The sequence below is a fragment of the Austwickia chelonae genome, from assembly GCF_003391095.1.
GTDB classification, from domain to species: Bacteria; Actinomycetota; Actinomycetes; order Actinomycetales; family Dermatophilaceae; genus Austwickia; species Austwickia chelonae_A.
Window position 1 is genome coordinate 3,340,279 of record NZ_CP031447.1, and the last position, 22,714, is coordinate 3,362,992.

Genomic DNA, 22,714 nt, shown 5'->3' on the forward strand with positions numbered 1-22,714 from the left:
CCACAAGACACATCATGTAGGAAGGTCTCCTAGGCTGGGGGGTCTTACCGCCCAACACGGGAGTACAGCAACATGATTGATGCCTTCAGTCCTCGACGACGAACGTCGGTCGCTGCCATTGCGACATCGGTGGCCTTCTGCCTGGCCACGCCCTTGTGCGCATCGGCGTCGACGTCACCTGCTTCAGCCGCAGACACCCCCGCAGTCGCCCCTGAGGTCGCGCCGGCCGCACCGCAGAACAAGACTGCCGCCGAGCGGATTCTCGGGGTCAAGCCCCGTTCCGGGCTGCCCTGGTTCTCCGGGATCTGGCGTGGCGCACCCCACACCACCGCTGCGGTCGACAACGTCGGACACTGGCGTGGCCTGCCGATCGACGCGGTCACCTCCTACTCGAACAAGCGGGTGCTCCACCCGTCGTCCGGCCCGGACGCCCTCGCCGATTCCCGCTGGAATGTCAGCACGTTCTCCGGCTTCGGCGGACTGATGTCGTACAACCTGGCGATGATCCCCAGTGACAACACTGTCACCTTCGACTCGATCGCCAAGGGCGACCAGGACGAGGTCTGGCGGTTGAACGCACGGGCACTCAAGGACAACGGACGCGGGAACGCTCTGGTCAACATCGGCTGGGAAGTCAACGGCGACTGGTACAAGTGGAGCGCCACCTACCTCACCGCGCCGAAGTTCAAGGACGCCTGGAATCGCATCGCGATGGTGATGAAGCAGGAAGCGCCGGGGCTGAAGTTCGGCTTCATCATCGGCTGTGGACGCGCAATGACCGGCCAGCTCCACCGGATGGATTCCCTGGAGCGGCTCTACCCTGGCGATGAGCGGGTCGACGTGGTCGGCTGCAATGACTACGACTGGTGGCACATCAAGGGACGCAACGAGCGTGAATGGAAGAAACGGATCAATCCGCCGCTGGCGGCCGGCCTGGCCGATGTGGCTTCCTTCGCCCGGAACCACAAGAAGGGCTTTGCGATCAGTGAGTGGGGGCTGTCGGCCACCGACAAGCACGGCAGCGGCGACAACCCGTTCTACATCCGGAAGATGTTCGAGTTCTTCGAGCAGAACAAGGATGTTCTCGTCATGGAGAACTACTTCATGGAAGCCGAAGGAAATGTGACGAACTCCCTGCACAACCCAGCACAGATGCCGAAATCTGCTGAGGCCTACAAGGAGAGCATCAACCGCATCAAGCGCTGATCCCCAGCGGCGCGACCGAGTCGGTCGCCACGTGAGCATGCCCGCGGGGGCGCCTTCCGGATCAACGAATCCTGGAGTGGCGCCCCCGTAGTCATGTCTCGGGGAGCTTCTCGACGAGGAAAAACCAAAGGCCTTCATATGGTAAATCTAGAAAGATGAACTCCCTTTCATGAAAAATACGGGCATAACCGCATATGACCCGATATCGCCAGATCGATAACGCCTGAAATCATTCAGCAGAACTAATAGCCTCACACTATCTATACGGGTCAATCCTCCGTGGATGTAGAGTGCAGAATATATTCAAGCTGCACACAGCATGTATGCCTACGTTTCAGGGGCTCCACGAGACCGAGATTCGCCGCAGGGTCGTGACGCTCTCCGATGAGCGGACCCTATGAACGCGCAGAAATCTCATCATCTTTGTCATAGAAGACAGGATTCGACATATGGGAATTAAGTCACACTTCAAGAAGCTCTTCGTCGTCGCCGCCACCGGCGCCCTGGCTTTCAGCTTCGCCCCCGTCTCTGCTCAAGCGTTCACACCCGGCGAGATATACGACGGAGCCTTCGCCGGACACGGCAAATACACCAAAGAGCTCGTCAGAAAACACATCGCAGAAAACCAGAAGAAGTACGGTTCCCCGATGTTCGCCCGGCTGGCCCTGGCCTTCGACAACGAGTTCCTCAACAAGGCTGGCGCAAGTGGTCAGGCAATCGTCACCAGGAGATGCCTTGACAATGCAGCCTGCGCGTCTGTGCGAGGGCTTCCCATGGACCCGATCAAGCCTCATTCTGTCGAGAAGTTCCACGCGGCGCTGACCGAGCAGTGCGCGAAGCTGACCACCAAACCCGGAAGCGGAGTCACCTTCAAGAAATATAACTTCACACAAGAGGGTCCCTCCAAGTTCGTCATCGCGAAGGCTGGAACCATCCAGACCAATGCCACTCAGCAGTCAGTAGCCTTAACGCTAAAAAATGCTGAGAGCTACACCAAGACCAACACCATCGGTTGGAATGTCGAGGCCAGCCTCGCGATCAAGGGGATCGTCACCTTGAAGAGCGGCTTCCAGTCCTCCTGGGCAAATGCGGTCAGCAGCACCGCTGAAACATGGCGCACCGTCCAGGCCAAGCCCGGTGAGAGCTACCGACTGGACAAGGGCCATCAGGAGACCACCGGCAAGGTCACCGCGCTCTTCGACACCACCAAACAGGCCCGGAACACTGGCTGCCGCAGACTCATCGCCAAGGACACCAAGGTCACTGTCGGACATTCGGCATCCGAGGTCGTTCACCAGGTCAACACCTCTGGCATGATCATTCGTGACGCGCCTCGGGTCGAAGCTCAGCGCGGCCCGAAACCTGCCTGAGCAACTCCCTAGCACTGCGCGATTCGCTATAGACATCGCCCTTCCTCGGCATCGCGACCAGGCGCCGGTCGTAGCCTTCCGAGGGAGGGCACATTCTTACCTCCGGTCCGGCTCGCCCAGCTGGGCGAGCACGATCCCGCTCAGCATCACTGCACACCCGGTCAGACCCCGTGCCGTCATCTGTTCTCCCAGCAGCAGCATCCCGCCCAGCAGGCCGAACACTGCTTCCAGGCTCATCAGCAAAGCCGCCGTCGTGGGCTCCGCGTCGGCTTGGGCCACCACCTGCAAGGTGTACGCCACCCCCACGGAGAACAGTCCGCCGTACACGATCGGGACCGCTGCCTGAGTGACTCCCGCGAAGGGTGTCTCCTCCACCACCACAGCTGCCAAGCAGCTCAACACACTGCTCGTGGCGAACTGGGCCACCGAGAAACGCAAGGGGTCCAGGCCCCGCCCGCTGAACGTCCCGACCAGCAGAATGTGCCCGGCGAAGAAGAAGGCACACGCGAGAACGAGCCCGTCCCCGTAGGCGATCGACAGCTCTTCGGTGACGCTCAACAGGTAGAGCCCTGTCACGGCCAGCACCACTCCGGCCCAGGTCGGCCAGGTTGCCCGGCGACGCAGGAAGATCCCCAGTACCGGCACGATCACGATGTACAACGACGTGATGAAACCGGCGTTGCCGGCCGTGGTGTGTCCCATGCCTGCCTGTTGGAAGGCTGACGCGGTGAAGAGCACCCCTCCGGTGAGCAGCCCGGGTACCGCCACCGCCTGCCACCGGGCCGCGCCGTCGTTGGCCCGTAGCCGATGATCGACGGCCCAGACCAGGGGTATCAGCGATGCCGCCCCCAGGGCGAAGCGAACCCCGTTGAAGGTGTAAGCGGTGACATGTTCAGCGCCGACCCGCTGCGCGACGAAGGCGAATCCCCAGATCATCGCGGTCAGCACCAGGAGTGCGTGCGCACGGAGCCGGCGCGCATCGGCTCGGGTCGTCATGAAAATCAAGAATATTCACTGACTTCAGAGCGCAGGTCACCTCTACCGAACGAACGGTGAACGTAATATACCGTTATCACCGCTCACGGGTTAGTATAACCTAAGTAATTGACAATAATAATCATTATTATTACGCTGCTGGGACCCTCCCGCCGGTGATCCCGACGCCAGGACCTCACCCATCCCTGCACTGTGACCGGCACAGCCCGAAATCCTGCGCCGGCGAAATACGGAGAGTTTCGACCCATGAGGAAACTTCGCCCCGGCCTTGCCCTGACATCAGCTGTCCTGATCATCGCCGCCGGCTGTGCCCCGGCCGGCCATGACAACGGCACCAAAGCCAACTCGTCATCGATCACCATCAACAGCTGCGGCCGGGAGGTCACCTTCGACTCCCCTCCGAAACGCGTCCTGGCGATCGGTTCAGAAGCACCGTCATTGCTGGTCGCTGCGGGAGCCGGGGACAAGATCACGCACTACGCCGGCAGCCTGAAAGTGCCCTTCGAGCAAGAGACCAAGGCGTTGGTCGAACGTGCCGAGCGGGTGAGCGAGGACTCGCACAATGTCTCCTACGAGATGATCCTGAACTCCAAGGCCGATGTCGTCATCGGTACCGACATCACCAAAGGTGTCGACATCAATGCCCTCGCCAAACGCCTGGAACAGGCAGGCACGAAACTCCTGACGGTCAGCGGATACTGCGGAGGAATCCCCGGTCGAAGCACTAACGGCATCAACGGTTTCGACCTGATCTACCAGGACGTCGACAACTACGGTCGCTTGTTCGGCACCAGCCAAAAAGCAGCAGACTCCGTCAAAAGCATGAAGGACCGCGTCGACGCCGCCAAGAAACTCCTGACCACTCAGACAGGAAAGACCGCAGCGCCTCTTTACGTGCCGTCCAAAGGAGGGATCGGCTCCTACGGCGGCCAATCACTGGTCTCGGAGCAAATGGCCGCGCTGGGGCTGAAGAATGTCTTCGCCGATGTCCCCAAACGCTACTTCGAGCCCAGCACCGAAGAGCTGATCGGCAAAGAACCCGACCTGGTCTTCGGGATGTACCTGCCCACCGGATCGTCGAGCACCGAATCCGACGAGGACGTCGTACAGCAGCTACGCACCCGGCAGGAGCTCAAGGGCCTGGCCACCGTCCACAAAGACGGTGCCGTGCTCCCGCTGAACTACTTCTACACCTCCCCCGGGCCACTTGCTGTCGACGGGATCGAGCTGATCGCCAACCGCCTGTCAGCGTCATGATCCGCGCCGAACTCTCGAGGACCTCATGAGCGACGCGACCCCGACGGAGACCCTGCCCAGCGAAAGACGCATCATCGCAGCGGTCTGGCCGACCCTCCTGGCCTCGGCCGTGGGGCTGCTGCCGTTCACCGTCTTCACGACCTATCTCGTGCCCATCGCCGACGCTGTCGGTGACGGGCACGCCGAAGTGGGCTCGATGCGCGGTCTCGCCGGGATCGGTGCAGTACTGACCGGGGTCGCGCTGGCTCCTCTCATCGGACGGATCGCCCCCGGCCGGGTCGCTGCCGCCTCCCTGGTCCTGCTCGGCCTCGCCGCACTGGTCGGAACCGCCGCCTGGATTCCGGCACTTGCCGCATTCTGCCTGCTCACCGGGGTGTCGAATGCGCTGCTGTACCCGGCCCTGTCCGCAGCAGCAGCCGACCGCTTCGGCTCCGGCCCGGCCGCCAGCAGAGGCGCCGCCCTCGTGATGACCTCACAGACCCTGGCCTCCACGCTGGGAGCACCGCTGCTCATCGTCCCCACGCTGTGGTGGGGCTGGCAGGGCGACCTCGTTGCCGTCGCCGTGCTCGCCTTTCTCCTGTCGCCGCTTCTCTTCCGCTTCGGACGTGACGAGCACGCCGGCAAGGCACCCACGCTCGGCTATGTCGCAGCATTCCGCACCCTGGCCGCAGTTCCGGGCGCCGTGCCGCTGTTGCTGGTCTCCTTCGCCCGGGCCGGTGCCTTCATGGGGCACCTGGCCTTCCTCGCCCCGTTGTACGGCGACCGGTTCGGTCTGACGTCGTCGATATTCGCCTTCGTCTGGTCGCTCAGTGGTGGTTCGTTCTTCCTCGGCCACCTGGTCTCGGGTCGCATGGTCAATCTGGACGAGTCCGACCGGCGGGCGCAGGGGGTGATGGTGGCCAGCCTGGTGACAGCGTTGGTCGCCATGATCGGTGTGTACACCGCGCCGGTCCTGCCGTTGGCCCTGGTCTGTACGGCGGTGCTCTCGGCCAGCCATGCGGTGGTCGCGGCAGCGGTCGTCACCTTGTTGGTGCGTCGCTGCGCCGATGTCCGAGGGACGGCGTTGAGCCTGAACTCCGCCGGGATGAGCCTGGGCCTCTTCCTCGGCGCTGCCGCCTCCGGGGCAGCGCTGACAGCGGCCGGTGACCGTGGCGCGGTGGCTGTCCTGAGTGCCATGACCGTGGTCGGGCTCGTGGCCGCGATGAGTTTGAGGAGTCGTACCCGATGAGTGCGACGACATCGGTGATCGTCCCGGACGACGACCTGGATCACGACCGTCGGAGAAGACACACCAGGTTGTGGGTCGGCGGGCTGTGGCTCGCCCTGTTCCTCACCCTGCCGACGGCGATCGGCCTCGGGCCGGTCTCCATCCCGGTGGACACCGTGGCCGGGATCCTGGGGCACCATCTCTTCGGCACCCCTGTGGAGGTGACGTGGACGAGGACCGAGGACTCCATCGTCTGGCTGCTGCGCGCACCACGGGTCCTCCTGGGTGCAGCGGTCGGTGCGGGCCTGGCCATCGCCGGTGTGGCTCTCCAGGCACTCACCCGCAATATCCTCGCCGAGCCCTACCTCCTCGGAGTGACCTCGGGGGCGTCCACCCTGGCAGCGGCCTCGATCCTGTTCGGTGTCGGGACGGGGATCGGCTCGGGTTCGCTGGCGGGCAGCGCCTTCATGGGTGCCTTCGCCGCCGGGGTCGCGGTCTTCCTCCTCGCCCATGTCGGCGGGCAGATGACCTCGACCCGGCTCATCCTGGCCGGTGTCTCCGTCGGTTATGTCCTGCAGGCCCTCACCTCGTTCCTGATCTTCGCTTCCGACGACCCCGACGCGGGCCGTTCCGTGCTCTTCTGGACCCTGGGTTCACTGACCTTGGCCACCGGGCAGTCCGCGCTGATCACCGGGACGGTGGTGTTCGTGACCCTGGCCGTCCTCGTCGTCAAGGCCCGGCCGTTGGACGCGCTGGCGATCGGAGACAACACTGCCCAGACGTTGGGGATCTCTCCGCTCCGGTTGCGGGCCACGGTCATGTCGGTGGTCGCGCTCTGTGTCGGGGCTCTGGTCTCGGCGTCGGGTGGGATCGGCTTCGTCGGCCTGATCATCCCGCACGTCGCACGGTTGTGCGTCGGCACCGCCCATCGCCGGTTGCTCCCGGTCTCCGCTCTGCTCGGCGCGATCTTCCTGGTGTGGGCGGACGTCCTCGCCCGGGTCGTCCTCCCTGCTCAGGAACTCCCCCTGGGCATCGTGACGGCCCTGACCGGTGCCCCGTTGCTCTTCCTCCTCGTCCGCCAGCTCAACACCCACCAGTGATGAGTCACCCCGCAAGGAGCTCCCCACCATGATCGCGGCGAACGATGTCTCCGTCGGCTACGACGACACCCTCGTCCTCAAGAACGTCGGGCTACGGGCGGGACCCGGCGAGGTCGTCGGCCTGATCGGCCCGAACGGTAGCGGCAAGAGCACCTTCCTGCGCACCTTGTACGCCGCGCTACGTCCCCGCGCCGGCCTGATCACCATCGACGAGCAACCGATCACCGCGCTGCGCAGTCACGATCTGGCGCGGCGGGTCGCCGTGGTCGCCCAGGAGACCCCGTCCGATCTGCCGATCACGGTCGCGGACATGGTGCTGCTCGGCCGGGCGCCGCATCGCCAGGCCTTGGCCGCGTTCACCAGGGAGGACCATCAGGCCGTGGCGGCGGCGTTGACCCGCGTCGGCGTACGGGCGCTGGCCGATCGCCGGTTCGCGACCTTGTCCGGTGGGGAGAAACAGCGGGTGTTGGTGGCCCGGTCGCTGGCGCAGCAGGCCGATCATCTTCTCCTCGACGAGCCGACCAATCATCTCGACATCCGCTATCAGCACGAGCTGTTGCGCATGGTCGGGCAGCTCGAGGTCACTACGGTCGTCGTCCTGCACGACCTCAATCTGGCGGCCAGGTACTGCACGAAACTCGTCCTGCTCGAACGCGGTCAGGTGGCAGCCGCGGGGACCCCGGAGGAGGTCCTCACCCCGGAGACGCTACGCCGGGTCTACGGCATCCAGGTGGAACGGGTGATGGTGAAGGACTCCCTGCAGTTGGTCTTCAGCCCGTTGGACGAGCACGACGCGGCGTGACCGGAGAAAATGGCGAGGAACCCCGACCTGAGGAAGATCCCATGAACAGCCCGGCCCGGATCGACGCCGTCCACGGCGACATCACCACCGAGCAGGTCGATGCCATCGTGAATGCCGCCAATTCTTCCTTGATGGGCGGCGGCGGGGTCGACGGCGCCGTCCACCGCGCTGCGGGCGTCGAGCTCCTCAATGCCTGTAGAGAACTACGGTCCGGCGAGCTTCCTCGAGGGCTGCCGGTCGGTCAGGCTGTCGCCACTACTGCCGGACGGTTGCCCGCCGCGTGGGCGATCCATACGGTCGGCCCTAACCGATATGCCGGGCAGGATGATCCGGAGCTGCTTGCGGCGGCTTTCCGCAATAGCCTCGACGTCGCTGTCAGCGTCGGAGCACGCAGCGTCGCTTTCCCGGCGATCGGCGGAGGCGTCTACGGCTGGGATATGGCCGACGTCGCCCGGATCGCAGTCGCTACGACAGGCGCGCATCCGGCGGCCACCGATGGACGTCTCGACCTGATCCGGTTCGTGCTGTTCAGCGTTGAGGCCCACCGAATCTTCACCGAGCTGATCGATCACCACTGAGTACGGCCAGGCCCCGCCCCCACCGGTCGATGCAGCCGATGCCGTCACGGTCGGAAAGCTCGTGTCGCTACCCTTCTGCCGCTGAAAGATCTCTTATTCTCAGCGGCGGGATGCCCATCTATCACGGTGAGCTGTTTCACCGGCAGGCCGTCCCTCCACCATGGATATCAGGAGCTCCGCATGTCACTCAGCATCAGGAGCTCCGCATGTCACTCAAAAAAATTCTGATCTGCACAGTCTCAGCAGCTGTCATCGCAAGTGGCTCAACTGCAGCTTTTGCCTACGCGGAAGTAGACGGCGGAAAATGGGACTTCGGTCATGGTCCATTCGACACCTATTCCAACTACTGGCATCCCACAAAAAATCATGGAAGCTCCGTGACTCGGAATGGGCAAAAATTTGACTCAGGGTGCGCATCGCCCAACGAGTGGTCAAGAGCAAGCGTCAATGCAAAATGGACCGACAGCGTTGCGCAGTACTATCGATTCTGCTGAGAGAAACAGCATTTAGAATCCACAGGCTCTTGGCGGATCGCAATTTTCTCCAATGATCCGCCAAGAGCCATAGGCAGCGAAAGCAGACCATGCGATTAAATCGAACCTTGACAACGGCACACGTACTGCTTATTTTTTTCTCCTTTCTGTTCGCATTCCACTGCTTCAAAATCTTCGATGAACAATCGGTTGTCGGCCCCACAGGACGACTCACCGCTCTCACGGAGGAAAACCACGTAGATCCGCGAGTCTTTTTTTCGGAGCTCGAAAAATTTGCTCTTGAAAAGAGCATCGATATCGCCGTCGTCGAACCTGATCCCGCTTCGCCGCTCAGTGGAGAAAATATTCATCCGATACGGGGCGAAAAGGCGCCGGGCTCCACTCTGTCCATGTGGGAAAAACATGGATATCCCCATTTCAGCCGAGACACGGAGAGGGCCGTCCTACCTCCTGGAAATCTAGCCAACAGGGACCCCCGCATCTCATATTTCATCTTCGGCGATGAGGGCAAGGTCCAGTCTGTACAGAACTTCTTCAGCGCGAAGGGTTTCACCTGGCATTACGAAAAGGTCTTCTCCTGGGAGAAAGCCTTCAGTTTCTTCCTGACAGGCCACCGTCTGATCTGCGCGTCTCTTACCGTCCTCCTGGTCTGCCTGCTGTCTTTGAGTGGAGTTCTTTACGACGCCAAGAGGTACGCCATCCTCTCGCTTCACGGCCACACCATCGAACAACAAGTGTTTTTTCGCGCACGACAATCGATACAACAGATCGCACTCTTCTTCACTATCGGTGCAACCATCAGCGCAGCTGGCCTATGGCTCTATAACCGACTCAATTATTTTCCCATTTTTATCGGGCTGTCGCTTTTTATTCTCGCCGTGACATCCGTAGCCATGATCGCCGTTCAGACCATCACCCTCTGGCTGGTAGCTCGACTTCCCGTGGTCGAGGGCGTTAAGGGGAAACTCCCTTTCAAATCCGCCCATGCCCTGACTTACCTGGTGCGCATACCGACACTTTTTTTAATCATCATGGTCGTACAAAGTTCTTCCATCGCCCTCCATGCAGTAGAACAGGCTGAGCAAAACTCGCGGCGTTCGCTGCTCTCCGGGGAGAGCTACTCGGGGACTCTCAGCATGGCGACCCAGAACCCTGAGGATGAAGATAAAGTGGCTGCGTACCTACGTGAAGCCGAAGAAAAAGGTGACATTTTTGTCGCCTCAAAAGTCAGCCTCAGCGGCACCCCTGAAGCCATGCCTATAAGAATGGTCAACCATCATCTCTGGCAGCGACTCAGAAGCCACGACCACACGCTGCCTCAGCTGCCCTCAGCACCAGACGGATCAAAGGCATATCTCATCGCACCCGCTGGGTTCTCGAGAAACATTAGTTCCGTCGAAGAACAGCTACGTTCAAAAAACATCCTGAAGAACAAAGAAGTCCAGATTCATCAGATCATCAGCGATCACGACCTGGATTATGCACCGGCTGCCACAGGCGGGGCACATCTCGCTTCGATTCCCCGGCAAGCTCTCCTGGTCGTCTCTGCCGGGGTGCCCCTGTTGGGGGACAGGAATGCTGTCGCCGCGCTTTCTCGGGGAGAGCTGTTCTTCGCGGACAAATCTGCCGCCGAACGAATGCTCGCTTCGGAAGTGACCTGGGCGCTGGCTGGGATCGGTTCTACTGCTCAACTCAACGCAGCCATCATGGCCGCGCCCCGGCAGGCTCTACAGATCTCCTACATCAACGGGGGTCTTTCACTCGTGATGCTGGTGATCAGCTCGTTGGCCGTCGCCACGACTCACATGGCACGTTACCGGCAACGTGATTTCGTCAGACGACTGTTCGGGTGGACAGTGCTGCAGTCCAACCCTGTTCCCATCTTCTTGGAGGTTGGGCTGACCTCAGCTGTGGCCGCATGGGCTATCGACAAGTTCATCGCGAGTCAGGTTCCTGCCTCAGATGTTCCTGGTGCGCCACCGCCGTTGCCGGACGCCTTCGTGCCCACAGCAGTGAGTTTGTTCGTCACCCTCGGGGTGCTCGTTCTGTCTGTCGCGCTCTTCATCTGGACTTTGCACCGGCTCAGCGACCGATCGTTGAAGAACTTGTCCGCGCAACCGTGATCTCGCTGATCGAACACTGACAAAGGATTATTCATGCTTCATCAGTTGTCCCTGAAAAAAGCGACGAAATCTTTCGGGAACAAGCAGCTGTGGGCTGGCCTTGACCTACAGGTCTCAGGTGGTGAGTCTCTCGCGCTGTCCGGTCCCAGCGGAAGCGGCAAAACCACCCTCTTGAACTGCATCGGTGCACTCGACGAACTCACAGCAGGAGATATCTACTTGGATGATGTCCACGTCAATGCCTTGCGGGAGCGGCAGACCCGCAGCTATCGACGTGACCATATCGGCTATCTCTTCCAGGACTATGCGCTCATTGATGATGCAGATGTCTACGCCAACTTGGAGGTCGCTGTCGGTGTCTGGGGGACATCGCGCAGGATTCCCCGTTCAAAACGTCGAGAGGCCTTCGACGCAGCACTCGACCAGGTTGGCCTCACCGGGCGTGGGCATGATCCCGTTCATATTCTCAGCGGTGGCGAACAGCAACGGGTTGCTCTTGCCCGTCTGATGATCAAGAAACCTTCGATCGTTCTGGCTGACGAGCCGACTGCTGCTCTTGACCTCGTCAACGAAGACATGGTCCTGGACGCTTTGCGGAAGCTGGCCGATGAAGGAGCAATCATCGTCATCGCCACCCATAACGAGCGTGTCTACCAGTGGTGCGACCAGGCGATTCAACTAAGCGAAGCAGATCATGAGGCTCACTGCAGATTGACTTAATTAACTTCTTGTTAGTACTCAATTATTCCTGGGGTGGCGCTCCTGCGCTGAACCTCTTCAGCGATGTCCCGCAACGACTCCCGAGTGCCCAATCGCTGGCGAGCAGCTTCATTCTTAAGATAGAAGTCAACGACATTTGCAGCATAGCATTTATCATCATGAAAAATATTTATTGCAAGAGACACCATCTCCCCCTCCCCTTCGCGAAAAGGAATATGCACTCCTAAAAGGATCGGAAATTGCCGCTCTGGCCTGAAACCATCTTTCATGAATAGAGCCCCACCAAGCATCGGATACTTCACAATTAAGATCCCGTCCCAGGGGATAATCGTGCGAGAAAACTTTTCCCGGTAAATAATTTTATCCGGCATTAGGATTAAGGTTCCATACCCATCCCACATCCCCAGCGAAGGGAGAAGCAAACCAATACCAAATAAGTATAAGAATGCAACCAGAAAAGGGTGGCCTTGCCCTCTCTCAAATTCCGCGCCCAATGCGATCATGTAACCGATAGAAAACACTGAACATCTTATAGGCCACGCCTCTTTCCTGGGCCACCCTGGGATGACCGTTACAAAACGACGTCTACAGACTGAGATATATGACTCCGGCATATACTTCGGCACTCGCCCCGGGAGTACTGGCCGCATTAAATATGCAAAAGAAAATATTCCGCTTCCGACAAGAATCGCTCCTATGCGGAAGATTATTTCCGTATTCACATCACGCAGCCCACTTGCCACCACCTGATATCCCCCATAAACTAATACGGGAAATAAGATTAATTCAAAAAGGAACCACCCCCAAGTCTGCTTGTCTTCTCCACTGTTAGACAATTACATTCACCCTTCCTCGAAGGCTACCACCGAAGGCCCACCTCGACCTCGCGTCATTCGCAGGCATATTAAAAAATATAAGAATAAAAAGTGTCGTCTTGATTATCCCACTTAAACGAGACCGGACAGCATTGACAGCCCTCCGGACAATTAACTCTCTCATCCATGTCAGGCAAAAGAAGATAAGGTCTGGTTCTCAGTTCTTCATCCCTAATCTCTCGCAGAGACTCCCGAGTTCCGATCCGCTCCCGCGCCTCCGCATTTGCTAAGTAAAAATCAACGATGCGCGAAGCATACCCCCATTGGTTGATCAGAAACCAATGCTCAAAGAGGGAATGGATATCGATGTTATTCGGAACCTGAATGAGAGGCGTGGGGATATTCAATCCAAAGAGGATACGAAACCTCCTCTCGGCCCTCACCTGCGCCGCGACTTTAATCCTAAAATTCTGGCCTGAACTATCTTTAACAACCTTCTCCCAAGGAATGATGGTCTCCCAGGTTTTGTAGTGGATAACAACTGCATCTGAACGCAATATCACCCTGGGCCAACCCATCCAGACCCCCGAAACTGCTGCTAACGACATAAGCAGTAGAGGGAAGACCATGATCCAGAAAAACCTATCAAAAACTAAATGTCCATCATTTCCTGCTAAACTAAGTGTGAGCATAAAAGCAGCTATTGAATGTACCCCAAGATTGGAGACTACCGTAAGCAACCTGGGAATAGATGACATGACTACAACTTTTCGCCCTCGATAAATTGAAATATAACATTCTGGAGATACTCCAAAAATATCCCATACCATGAATGCGGAAAATAAGATCCCGCCGAAAAAAGATATACTAAAGAAGGGGATGCCTATCCAGGCTCTCTGGTCAAAGGCCACTCTCTGGTCAAAGGCCATGTAAGCAAGGCCCCCAGCGAGGAGGAGGTTTCCTCCCGCCAAAAAGGCCAACCGCGCTACCTCATACCACCACTTCCACGTCTTTCTCTCTGCCCCGATAAAAAATTTGATGAAAACTCTGTCTTCAGACATGTGACTCGCCGACTTTCTTCTCCACGGCCATAGCGCACGTCGGAAACAGCCGCAACCCTATGCCCCGGAGGGGGATATACCTTTCTCCCGACGCCTGGCCAACACATACTGCTATGCAAAAATACTCTCTAAGAGAGAGATCACCTTCTGATCTTGCTTATCAGCGAGCCAACCCCGCCAGCAGCAGCTGAAGTAAGTTCTGCGATGTCTTTACCTGTCTGCACAACGGCCTTCATGCCGTCCTTCCCTGCTCTTCCAAGGTCTTGATGATCATAGAGAGACTCGACTGCTCCAGATGCAAACGAGCCGGCAGCTACCCCAACGAGACTCCCAACGACAGCTCCCGCAACTGAACCTGGAGGCCCTAAAACCGAACCTGCAAGAGCGCCTGTTGCTGCTGAAGCTAGCAAATTAGTGCCACCAGAAAGGACCGCTTTCTTAGGGTCCTTTCCATTCGCAATATCAGCCACTGTTCCAGCTGCAGCAAATGGCGCACCAGCCTTGACTGCAGATGTAAAAGATCGAATAGGTGTGTACTTTGCTGGGATCTTCGCTATCTCATCGCCCGCCTTCGCGAACTTCACCTTATCAGAGGCTGCAGCTCTCTCATGAAGATCGCGAAATGCAGGACCAACCCCTGGTTTTTCGGCTGCCTTCCGCGCACTCTCTCCCGCCCTTTCGTATCTACCTTTCAACTTTTTCTGCCACTTATCATATTTATTGTCAATTATCCTCTGCTTGATATCCTTGGACAGAGGATAAACTACCCCTGCAACAGTAAAGGCAGCCTTAGCTCGAGCAGTATTCAAATCGCTCAGATATTTCGTCTGCCCCAACCGCAGGTCCCCGAATATCTCTTCGACCTTTTTCTGCGCCGCCCGGTACGCCTCCGCCTTCTGCTGGTGCCGCCGATAAGCGACCTCAGCCTCCCGCACCTGACGCACCGACTCGCTGCTGCTGTCCGACGCCAGCATCGGCGGCTTACCCGGCCCCGCCCCCGGGTCCTCGATCGTCGTCGCAGTGACTCGAAGACCGGCCTGCTCCGCTTCCTGACGAACCCTGCCCATACTCTCCTGGCACCGACGTAACCGACTCGCATAACCATCGCTCGCCGCCGCCATCGCCTTCACACCATCGGCGAAAGAGTCCGCTTTCTTCCCGCTGTCCCCAGCCCGCCCCTGAAAACGGTTACTGGCTTCACCGGTCCAGGACGAACTCGCCGCATTCTTCGCCCGGGCAAGGTCATCCCCCGCCTTCACAGCCTGAGCCGCCACCGAGCCACGCAGCCACTCAGCAACCTTGCTGAGGTCTTCAGGTCTCCCCTTGATCTCCGTCCCCAAAGACATCAGCGGTCACCCCGCGTCTGCGCGGCTCTCTGCACAGCGTCCAAGGCACTCTTGTCCGTCTGCTCATAAGCGCCCCGGCACTCGTTCACCGCACCGGACAGCCCATGGAGCTCTTGCGACAAAGCGCCCGCCTGCTCAGCGATGAACGCCAAAGCCTCGAAGACCGCAGAACTGACCTCCCCCGCATCGACCTCGCCAGGCGCACCATCAGCCACCCCGTCAAAAGAATCACCAGAGCGCGACAAGATCCCAGAAATCTGCGACAACTGCCCCAGATCAACCTCAAAGTTCACGAGAAGCCCCACCCTCAGCGCCATCTGCGCCGCCGTCACCCAACAGATCCAGGTCGTACAAGAACAGGTCGAACGGGCTCAAATCATGCACCTGCTGCAGCCCATCAGCATTGAGCAGCACCCACGGACAATCGCCGATTCCGTCACGAAGCCGATCCAGCGCCGTGTACCCCACCAAAGCCACCCGGCCGTCCTCCATCCGCCGCAGCATCACCCGCAACTCGCCGTCGACCTCCATACACGGCACGTACCACACCGGAGGAAGCTCAACAGGCTTCTCCTCCGGAACCGACCGCGCCCACACCTGTTCGTCCACCGTGCCCCCTTGGCCACCAGCATCACGCCGAAGAAGGTCACCCCGGCCCAGGGAGAATAGAACGGACCCCGCCCCCGCCGCCCCAGTAACCGAAGAACAAAACACCGACGTTCAGGAACGCCCCGAAAGCACCCGAGCCACCGCCGCCCGAACCCCCGAAGGATCCCCTCTCCGACCCGGATCCGGTGGATACGCCGCCACCGCCGCCCGCACGCCCGCCGAGCCGGCCTCCTCCGGACACAGCCCAGCCACCAGAGCCACCAACGCCGGCCGCACCTCCCCCTGCGCCGCCGCCAACGCCCGCACACACTCCGGCTCCGAACGGCCGCTGCCCTGAACCAGCATCCGCACCGACCTCGCCCGCAACTTCGCATTCGTCGGCACCAGGTCGATCATCAAACCCTCGTACGTCTTCCCCAGACGGACCATCGTCGCCGTCGACAAGGCGTTCAACACCAACTTCTGCGCCGTCGCCGCCTTCATCCGAGTCGACCCCGTCACGACCTCCGGGCCCGTGTCCGGCAAGATCGCCACCTCCACCAGCCCTGCCAACGCCGCATCCGGAACCGCCGCGATCAACACCGTCGCCAACCCGCGCGCCCGCGCCGCCACCACCGCCCCCCGCACGAACGGAGTGCGCCCGCTCGCAGCGATCCCGACGACCACATCACCCGGAGCACACCCCCGCACCACCGCGGCACCCGCCGCCTCGTCGTCCTCCGCACCCTCCACCGCACGAGTCATCGCAGCCAGCCCCCCAGCCAGATGAGCCCGCACCGACTCCGGGCCCACCCGATACGTGGGCAACAGCTCCACCGCATCCAATACGCCCATCCGCCCGGACGTCCCCGCACCCACGTAATGGACGACCCCCCCGGCATGCACCGCCGCGACCATCAACTCCGCCGCCGCCACCACCTGCGCAGACACCGCCTGCACCGCGTCGAAGACCTGAAGATCAGCAGCCAGCACCGCCGCCACCACCTCAGCCGTGTCACCGGTGTCGAGACACCCCGAAGCCGGATGACGCCCCTCAGTGCGCCACCCCAGATCCGGCCGGGAAGCGCCGCTCACCGCCCGCCCCCGTCACGCACCCCACCGACGGACGGGCCACCCACGACCAGCCGTCGAGGCGACCGACCACACCGGCCACCACCAGGCACCGAGCAATGCGGCGGAGTCAACGACCCCAACACCACCGACCGGGCCGCCCCCGTCACCGGACCCCGCGAACCGGTCGCCACCCCCGGAACCCCATGAAAAGACATCCACCCCAACAAAGCCATCAACAAAGCCTCCTTCGCGGACGACGGCAGACCGAGCTCATCACTGACAGCCACCGGCACATCAGCCAACTCGCGGATCCTCCCCATCAACGTCGGATTCTCCACTCCGCCACCCGACACCACGATCCGCTCGACGCCCCCGAGCGCACCCACCACCGTACGAGCCGTCAACTCGGTCAACGTGGCGAACAGATCAGGCCCCGTCGGCGCCCCCTCCCCCAACAGATCACGAACATAACGACGATGGAAATAGTCCCGACCAGTGCTCTTCGGAAAAGGCCGGGCGTAATACGGGTCAGCCAGAAGCCGCGCCAAAGCAACCCCGTCGACCCGACCGGCCGCCGCCCAACGGCCACCCCGATCACACGGCTCCCCGACCTGCGCCGCCGCGCTGTCCAACAGACAATTCGCCGGACCGGTGTCACCCGTGGCGACCGCCCCCGCCGCATCGACCAGGGTCACATTCGCGATACCACCCAGATTGACCGCCGCCGAAGGCCGATCGTTCAACCACAAGGCGTCCAACGTGCTGGCCAACGGCGCGCCCTGACCACCCGCAGCGATATCAGCGCTCCGCAGATCACTGATCACCGGAACCCCCGTGGCCGCATACACCTGAGCAGGCGAACCGACCTGAAGACTGGCATACACCCGACCGTCCTGCACGACATGCGCAAGCGTCTGCCCATGGCAAGCGATCAGATCGACCGGCCCCCACCCAGCCACCACCTCCGCACAGGCCGCGCCCAACACCCGCCCGACCTCGGCATGCCAACGACACCACCGATCCGGACCGGCCGCACCCGACCCCGTACTCGCCGCAAGCAGCTCCTCCCGCAAACCAGCCGGCCACGGCACCTCCCCCTGAGCCACCGGTGCCAGACAGACGTCATATGCCCCGGCCAGCGCCCCTGAACCCGCCGGACCCTCCGGCACCTCCCGCCCCGGCACCGGAAGATCCACCGCAGTGATCTGCGCCAACGCCAGATCGACAGCGTCCAAGGACGTACCCGACATCACCCCGAGTACCCTCACGCGCCACCCCCGCCAGTGCCCCCGGCCGCCAATACCTCCACCACCGCCACCGCATTCGCCGCGCCACTCCCGAAAGAACAGACCAGACGAGGCGGAGCAGGCGCCGCGCCGGACACCCCGGTATGGACGACCACCCCGTCCGGACGCGCCGCGAGCACCGACTTCAACAGATCGCCCTCGACCGGATCAGCACACGCCCGCCCGGTGAGCACCACCACGTGATGGCCCACCGGAGCCACGTCCAGAGCCGCCTCGACCTCAGCGACGTCCAACGGGATCAGGACATCGGTGGCCACCCACGTCCGCCGAAAAGCCTCCGCGAAAGGGCACGTGAGACGGTCAGCAGCCATATCGACACGACGACGGACGTCGATGAGCAACGGCGGCCCCGTCAACGCGACATCACCCGAACACCGCAACGCCTGCCGCGCAGCCTCACTGCCGACGACCCGCACCGCCTCCTCCGTGATCTGCCACACCTCGGAAGCCACCCGGGCACCACCGTCGACCGCCACCTCGTCCGAAATACCGTCCGAAGGCCAACCCAGACCGCGAGAACGCCTGACAAGAGAAGCATTACGCGCAGCCGACGCCGCCAAGGCAGCCGGATCGACCCGCCCCGCCGCCAAGGCCTCGTCGATCGCCCCCACCGCCTCCGCGAAAGCCACCTCCGGGTCACGATGATGCGGCGCATCCAAACACAACAGATCAGCCCCCGCCACCAAGGCCCGCACACACGCCTCCCCCAAGGACATCCGATCGCCGAGCGCCCGCATCCCCAAGGAATCGGTGACGACCGGGCCGGCAAAACCCCACTCCCGGATACTGCGCACCGCCCATGGCGACAAGGACGCCGCATCAGGGCCCCGGCCAGGAAACACCAGATGACCCACCATCACCGCGTCGACGATCGACCGTCCTTGACCGTCCGGAGTCAGCAGAGCCCGGAAAGGAGCCAGATCACGACGCTCCAGCAACTCCTCGTCGACATCGAGCACCGGCAACGCCAGATGACTGTCCACCCTGGTGTCCCCATGCCCCGGATAATGCTTCGCACAAGAAGCCACCCCCGCCGCCGCCAGACCCGCAGCGAAGGCCGACGCCTGCCGGACCACGACCTCCGGCTCCCCACCGAACGCCCGCGTACCGATCACCGGATTGAACGGCTCCGCCGCGACATCCACACACGGCGCCAGATCGAGATCCACCCCGACCTGAGCCAACAACTCGCCCAACATCCGACCGCACCGCCAGGTCAGCTCCGGGTCGTCCACCACGCCCAAGGCAAAAGCGCCGGGCAAGGACGAACCATGGACAGCCTGCAGCCGGGTCACATCACCGCCCTCCTCGTCGACCGCCACCACCAGCCCCCCGGCGCTGTCCGCCTCAGCACCCGCCCGGGCCGCCGCCTGATCGTGCGCAGCCCGCAACCGAGCCGTCAGCTCACGCGTCGTCTCCGCATCAGGAGTATTCCCGGCGAACAGACAGACCGCGCCGAGCCCGTCGGCAAGAGCCTCCGCCAGCCACGCAGGAACCTCGGTGCCCACGAAACCGGTCATCAACACCCCATGGGCCAGCCTGCTCATCAGGTCATCCCTTCACCGCACCGGAAGTCATCCCCGAGACGAGATGACGTTGCACCACCATGAAGAACACGACCACCGGGACGGCGAGCAAGGTCGACGCCGCCATGATCGGCCCCCACTCGGCGGTGTTCTCCCCGAAGAACCTCTGCAGACCGATCGCCACCGTGTACTTCCGCTGATCCTGCAGAAAGGTCAACGCGAAGATGAACTCGTTCCACGCCGTGATGAAACCGAAAACACTCGTCGCGACAAGACCCGGAGCGACCAGAGGCACCAGCACCCGCCAGAACGACTGCCACCACGTACACCCATCGACCTGGGCCGACTCCTCCAACTCCACCGGGATCGCCGCCACGAAACCACGCAACTGCCACACCGCGAACGGCAACGAGAACGCCAGATAGACCACGGACAGGCCCAGAAGAGAATTCAACATGCTCAACGTCCGAGCCTGCAGGAACAACGGAATGACCAAAGCCTCCAGAGGCACCATCTGAGCGACCAGGATCATCACCATCACCGTGGTGCGCATCCGGAACCGGAACCGAGCGACCGCCACCGCCGCCAACAAGGCGACGAACGAACTGATCGCCACCGCCACCAAGGCCACCAACGCCGAATTCATCAGATAACGACCGAAACCGGCCCCGCTGAACACCCGCGTGAAATGCTCGGCGCTGACCCCCGACGGCAACAGGCCCCCACCTCTGGTCGCCGCCCGTGGATCGACCGCGGTGGACACCATCCAATAGGCCGGGAACAGCGCGAAGACCAGCAGGGCGACGACCCCGGCCCACCGTCCGACGCCCTTCACCACTCCTCCTCGGCGAACAACGTCCGCAGATAGACCACGGTCACCGCCAATAACAACAAGGTCAACAGGACCGCGATCGCCGCCCCCATGCCATAACGGCCCTGCCCAAAACTCGTGATGTAACTCCACACCCCCAGGTTGAAGACCTCACGGTTCGTGCCACCCCCACCAGGCATCAGGAAGATCTGCGTGAACACCTTGAAATCCCAGATGGTCGACAAGATGGTGACCACCGCGAACAGCGGCCGCAGCATCGGCAAGGTCACATGCCGGAACTGCCGCCAGGCCCCCGCCCCGTCGATCCGCGCCGCCTCGTAGAGCTCGTCCGGGACGGCCAACAACCCGGCCAGCACCGTCACCGCCACGAACGGGAATCCGTGATGAACCACGTTCAACGTGGCGATCGCGAAGAAGGACGTCCGGTCGAGGAACCAGTTCGTCCGCCCCGTCTCGACCAACCCCAGACCGCCCAACAGGTGCGTCATCAACCCGTCCCCGGGATCGAACAGGAAGACCCATACATAGGTCCCCGTGATCGCCGGCACCGCCCAGGCCACCATGATCGCGCTGCACAACACGAAGCGCAGCGATGTCGGCAAGGACTTCAGGAAAAGCGCCACCACCGTGCCCACTACGACGGTGAGCACCACGCACACCGCCGCGAAGACCACCGTATTGGGCAACACCGTGCGCCACAGATAACCGTCGCCGAGGATCTCGGCATAGTTACGCCACCCGATGTCATTGGTCGTTCCCCGATTCAGTTCACGCAGCCCGTAGTCCTGGAAGGACAACCGGACGACCTTGCCGAGCGGCCACACCATGAGCACCGCGAGAATCGCCAGAGCAGGCGCCAACAACAACCACGGTCGAGACCGCCGGACCAGACCACGAACCGCCATCACTTCGCCGCGAAGACCTCGTCCATGTCCTTCGCCGCCTGATCAGCGGCCTGCTGAACAGTGGCCTTCCCGGAAAGCACCGACTGCATCATCGTCGGGACGACCTTCTTGCCCTGTACCTTGCCCCACGCCGGTGTCACCGGTACCGACTTACCGCCCTGCGTGAACTGCTCCACGAACACCTCCGTCAGCTTCCCCTCCCCGCTCAGCTGCCCGACCAGGCTCTTCGTCCCGGGGAAATAGGTCGATTCCTTCCCCCACCTGGTCGCCAGGTCACCGGTGGTCATCAACTTCACCAGCTCGAACGCCAAGTCCTTCTTCGGGCTCCTCTCGAAGACCGCCAGATGGGAGCCGCCGGTGAAGGAATGCGCCATGCCGTCCTTCCCCGGGATCGGGAAAGCCCCCGTCCGAGCGGCGACCTCCGGGGCGTCCTTCGTCAACGTCGGCGGGGTCCACGACCCGGAGACGATCATCGCGACGCTGCCCTTGGCATAAGCCGCCAGGGCGTCCTTCTCGTTCCAGGTCGCTGCCGCCGGGGTCGACCCCTGCTTCTTCACCGCGAGATCGGTCAAGAAGGTGATCCCTGCGACGGACTCGGGCGAGTTGATCCGGCTCTTCCACCGGTCGCCCTCCTTCGCCGCGAGTTCGCCGCCCCCACCCCAGATGAACGGCACCGCCGTGAACTCGCTGCTGCCGGGCACCGCGAACGGCGTGACCCCCGGCTGGTGACTCTTGATCTTCTCCACGGCCTCAGTGAGTTCGGACCACGTGGTGGGCGTCGACCTGATCCCCGACCGGGCGAAGATCTCCTTGTCGTACAGGACGGCGCGTACCCCGGCGTACCAGGGCATGCCGTAGAGCTTTCCGTCGAGAGTGCCGGCTTCTTTCAACCCGTCGACGAGATCGTCGGCCAGACCTGCTTCGCGAACTTTCGTGGTCAGATCGGCCAGGGCACCGACATCGGCGAACTCAGGGGTCCACGTGGTACCCACCTCGGCGACATCAGGGGTCGTTCCGCCGGCGATGGCCGTGGTGAACTTGTCCTTCGCGCTGGCCCAGGGCACGAGCTGGACGTCGAGCTCGGCACCGGTCTTCGAGGTGAAGGCCTCTTTCACCTGAGCGAAATAGGCGGTGCTGTCCGGGTTGGTGCCCTCCATGATCCAGACGGTGAGTTTCTGACCGTCACCGCGGGTGGAGCTGCTCCCGGAGTCTCCGCAGGCTGCCATCGGGAGCAGCAGCAGGCCGGTCAGGGTACACGCCAGACGCTTGCCCATCAGTTCTCCTCGTCGAGTCCGCGCGGGCCGGGTGATCCTCTGAAACTAACGTGTCCTCCCCTGTCCTGTAGCGCATTTGATACCACTGGCCGCTTCGGCGTGCCAGGTCGCCCCACCGCACTGGGCGATCTCG

Annotated in this window: 22 protein-coding genes; 10 read left to right on the top strand and 12 right to left on the bottom strand. The window is 61.7% G+C overall.

The window, feature by feature from the left end; genetic code table 11:
- Nucleotides 1-72: 72 nt before the first annotated feature.
- Complete coding sequence (locus tag DX923_RS14690; RefSeq protein WP_162873038.1) at nucleotides 73-1,206, top strand: hypothetical protein; 1,134 nt, start codon at nucleotides 73-75, stop codon at nucleotides 1,204-1,206.
- 449 nt (nucleotides 1,207-1,655) lie between these two features.
- Nucleotides 1,656-2,576: a hypothetical protein gene (locus tag DX923_RS14695; RefSeq protein ID WP_116115843.1), complete on the top strand. Its 921-nt coding sequence runs from the start codon at nucleotides 1,656-1,658 to the stop codon at nucleotides 2,574-2,576.
- A gap of 96 nt (nucleotides 2,577-2,672) precedes the next feature.
- Here the strand turns inward: DX923_RS14695 and DX923_RS14700 are convergent, their stop codons facing one another.
- A complete protein-coding gene (locus DX923_RS14700) occupies nucleotides 2,673-3,572 on the bottom strand; it encodes a DMT family transporter (RefSeq protein WP_116115844.1) in 900 nt (299 codons plus the stop codon).
- A 246-nt stretch (nucleotides 3,573-3,818) separates the two neighbouring features.
- Here DX923_RS14700 and DX923_RS14705 point away from each other — a divergent pair, with 246 nt between their 5' ends.
- The 8 genes from DX923_RS14705 to DX923_RS14740 all read left to right on the top strand — a co-directional run bounded on the left by DX923_RS14705 (nucleotide 3,819) and on the right by DX923_RS14740 (nucleotide 11,853).
- Complete coding sequence (locus tag DX923_RS14705) at nucleotides 3,819-4,829, top strand: ABC transporter substrate-binding protein (RefSeq protein ID WP_116115845.1); 1,011 nt, start codon at nucleotides 3,819-3,821, stop codon at nucleotides 4,827-4,829.
- Between the two features lie 25 nt (nucleotides 4,830-4,854).
- A complete protein-coding gene (locus DX923_RS14710) occupies nucleotides 4,855-6,057 on the top strand; it encodes an MFS transporter (RefSeq protein WP_116115846.1) in 1,203 nt (400 codons plus the stop codon).
- Complete coding sequence (locus DX923_RS14715; RefSeq protein ID WP_116115847.1) at nucleotides 6,054-7,136, top strand: FecCD family ABC transporter permease; 1,083 nt, start codon at nucleotides 6,054-6,056, stop codon at nucleotides 7,134-7,136. The genes DX923_RS14710 and DX923_RS14715 overlap by 4 nt, the downstream gene beginning before the upstream one ends.
- Nucleotides 7,137-7,164: 28 nt before the next feature.
- Complete coding sequence (locus DX923_RS14720; RefSeq protein WP_116115848.1) at nucleotides 7,165-7,938, top strand: ABC transporter ATP-binding protein; 774 nt, start codon at nucleotides 7,165-7,167, stop codon at nucleotides 7,936-7,938.
- Between the two features lie 41 nt (nucleotides 7,939-7,979).
- Nucleotides 7,980-8,516 carry an O-acetyl-ADP-ribose deacetylase gene (locus DX923_RS14725; RefSeq protein ID WP_116115849.1) on the top strand — a complete coding sequence of 179 codons (537 nt, stop codon included), beginning with the start codon at nucleotides 7,980-7,982 and terminating at the stop codon, nucleotides 8,514-8,516.
- Nucleotides 8,517-8,722: 206 nt separating this feature from the next.
- Nucleotides 8,723-9,010 (top strand): lactococcin 972 family bacteriocin, encoded by a 288-nt coding sequence (locus DX923_RS17225; RefSeq protein ID WP_162873039.1) that lies wholly within the window; start codon nucleotides 8,723-8,725, stop codon nucleotides 9,008-9,010.
- A 107-nt stretch (nucleotides 9,011-9,117) separates the two neighbouring features.
- Nucleotides 9,118-11,133, top strand: a complete 2,016-nt coding sequence (locus DX923_RS14735) for a bacteriocin-associated integral membrane family protein (protein ID WP_162873040.1) — start codon at nucleotides 9,118-9,120, stop codon at nucleotides 11,131-11,133.
- Between the two features lie 33 nt (nucleotides 11,134-11,166).
- Nucleotides 11,167-11,853 carry an ABC transporter ATP-binding protein gene (locus DX923_RS14740; protein ID WP_116115852.1) on the top strand — a complete coding sequence of 229 codons (687 nt, stop codon included), beginning with the start codon at nucleotides 11,167-11,169 and terminating at the stop codon, nucleotides 11,851-11,853.
- A gap of 11 nt (nucleotides 11,854-11,864) precedes the next feature.
- Here DX923_RS14740 and DX923_RS14745 read toward each other — a convergent pair whose 3' ends face one another.
- The 11 genes from DX923_RS14745 to DX923_RS14795 all read right to left on the bottom strand — a co-directional run bounded on the left by DX923_RS14745 (nucleotide 11,865) and on the right by DX923_RS14795 (nucleotide 22,581).
- A complete protein-coding gene (locus DX923_RS14745; protein ID WP_162873041.1) occupies nucleotides 11,865-12,356 on the bottom strand; it encodes a hypothetical protein in 492 nt (163 codons plus the stop codon).
- 401 nt (nucleotides 12,357-12,757) lie between these two features.
- Nucleotides 12,758-13,729: a hypothetical protein gene (locus DX923_RS14750; RefSeq protein WP_116115854.1), complete on the bottom strand. Its 972-nt coding sequence runs from the start codon at nucleotides 13,727-13,729 to the stop codon at nucleotides 12,758-12,760.
- Between the two features lie 140 nt (nucleotides 13,730-13,869).
- Complete coding sequence (locus tag DX923_RS14755; RefSeq protein ID WP_162873042.1) at nucleotides 13,870-14,796, bottom strand: DUF456 domain-containing protein; 927 nt, start codon at nucleotides 14,794-14,796, stop codon at nucleotides 13,870-13,872.
- 278 nt (nucleotides 14,797-15,074) lie between these two features.
- Nucleotides 15,075-15,368, bottom strand: coding sequence for a hypothetical protein (locus DX923_RS14760; protein WP_162873043.1), 294 nt, complete (start codon nucleotides 15,366-15,368; stop codon nucleotides 15,075-15,077).
- Nucleotides 15,358-15,684: an SAV_915 family protein gene (locus DX923_RS14765; RefSeq protein WP_116115857.1), complete on the bottom strand. Its 327-nt coding sequence runs from the start codon at nucleotides 15,682-15,684 to the stop codon at nucleotides 15,358-15,360. Before DX923_RS14765 ends, DX923_RS14760 begins: the two co-directional genes overlap by 11 nt.
- 111 nt (nucleotides 15,685-15,795) lie before the next feature.
- A complete protein-coding gene (locus tag DX923_RS14770) occupies nucleotides 15,796-16,758 on the bottom strand; it encodes an N-acetylmuramic acid 6-phosphate etherase (protein ID WP_116115858.1) in 963 nt (320 codons plus the stop codon).
- Nucleotides 16,755-18,005, bottom strand: a complete 1,251-nt coding sequence (locus DX923_RS14775) for an anhydro-N-acetylmuramic acid kinase (RefSeq protein WP_116115859.1) — start codon at nucleotides 18,003-18,005, stop codon at nucleotides 16,755-16,757. The genes DX923_RS14770 and DX923_RS14775 overlap by 4 nt, the downstream gene beginning before the upstream one ends.
- Entirely contained in the window at nucleotides 18,002-19,591 is a 1,590-nt protein-coding gene (locus tag DX923_RS14780; protein ID WP_116115860.1) for a glycoside hydrolase family 3 N-terminal domain-containing protein, read from the bottom strand. The genes DX923_RS14775 and DX923_RS14780 overlap by 4 nt, the downstream gene beginning before the upstream one ends.
- A 4-nt stretch (nucleotides 19,592-19,595) precedes the next feature.
- Nucleotides 19,596-20,405 (bottom strand): carbohydrate ABC transporter permease, encoded by an 810-nt coding sequence (locus DX923_RS14785; RefSeq protein ID WP_116115861.1) that lies wholly within the window; start codon nucleotides 20,403-20,405, stop codon nucleotides 19,596-19,598.
- Nucleotides 20,402-21,307 (bottom strand): carbohydrate ABC transporter permease, encoded by a 906-nt coding sequence (locus tag DX923_RS14790; protein WP_116115862.1) that lies wholly within the window; start codon nucleotides 21,305-21,307, stop codon nucleotides 20,402-20,404. Before DX923_RS14790 ends, DX923_RS14785 begins: the two co-directional genes overlap by 4 nt.
- The gene (locus DX923_RS14795) at nucleotides 21,307-22,581 is read right to left on the bottom strand and encodes a sugar ABC transporter substrate-binding protein (protein WP_116115863.1); all 1,275 of its coding nucleotides are present in this window, start codon (nucleotides 22,579-22,581) and stop codon (nucleotides 21,307-21,309) included. Before DX923_RS14795 ends, DX923_RS14790 begins: the two co-directional genes overlap by 1 nt.
- Nucleotides 22,582-22,714 lie beyond the last annotated feature (133 nt).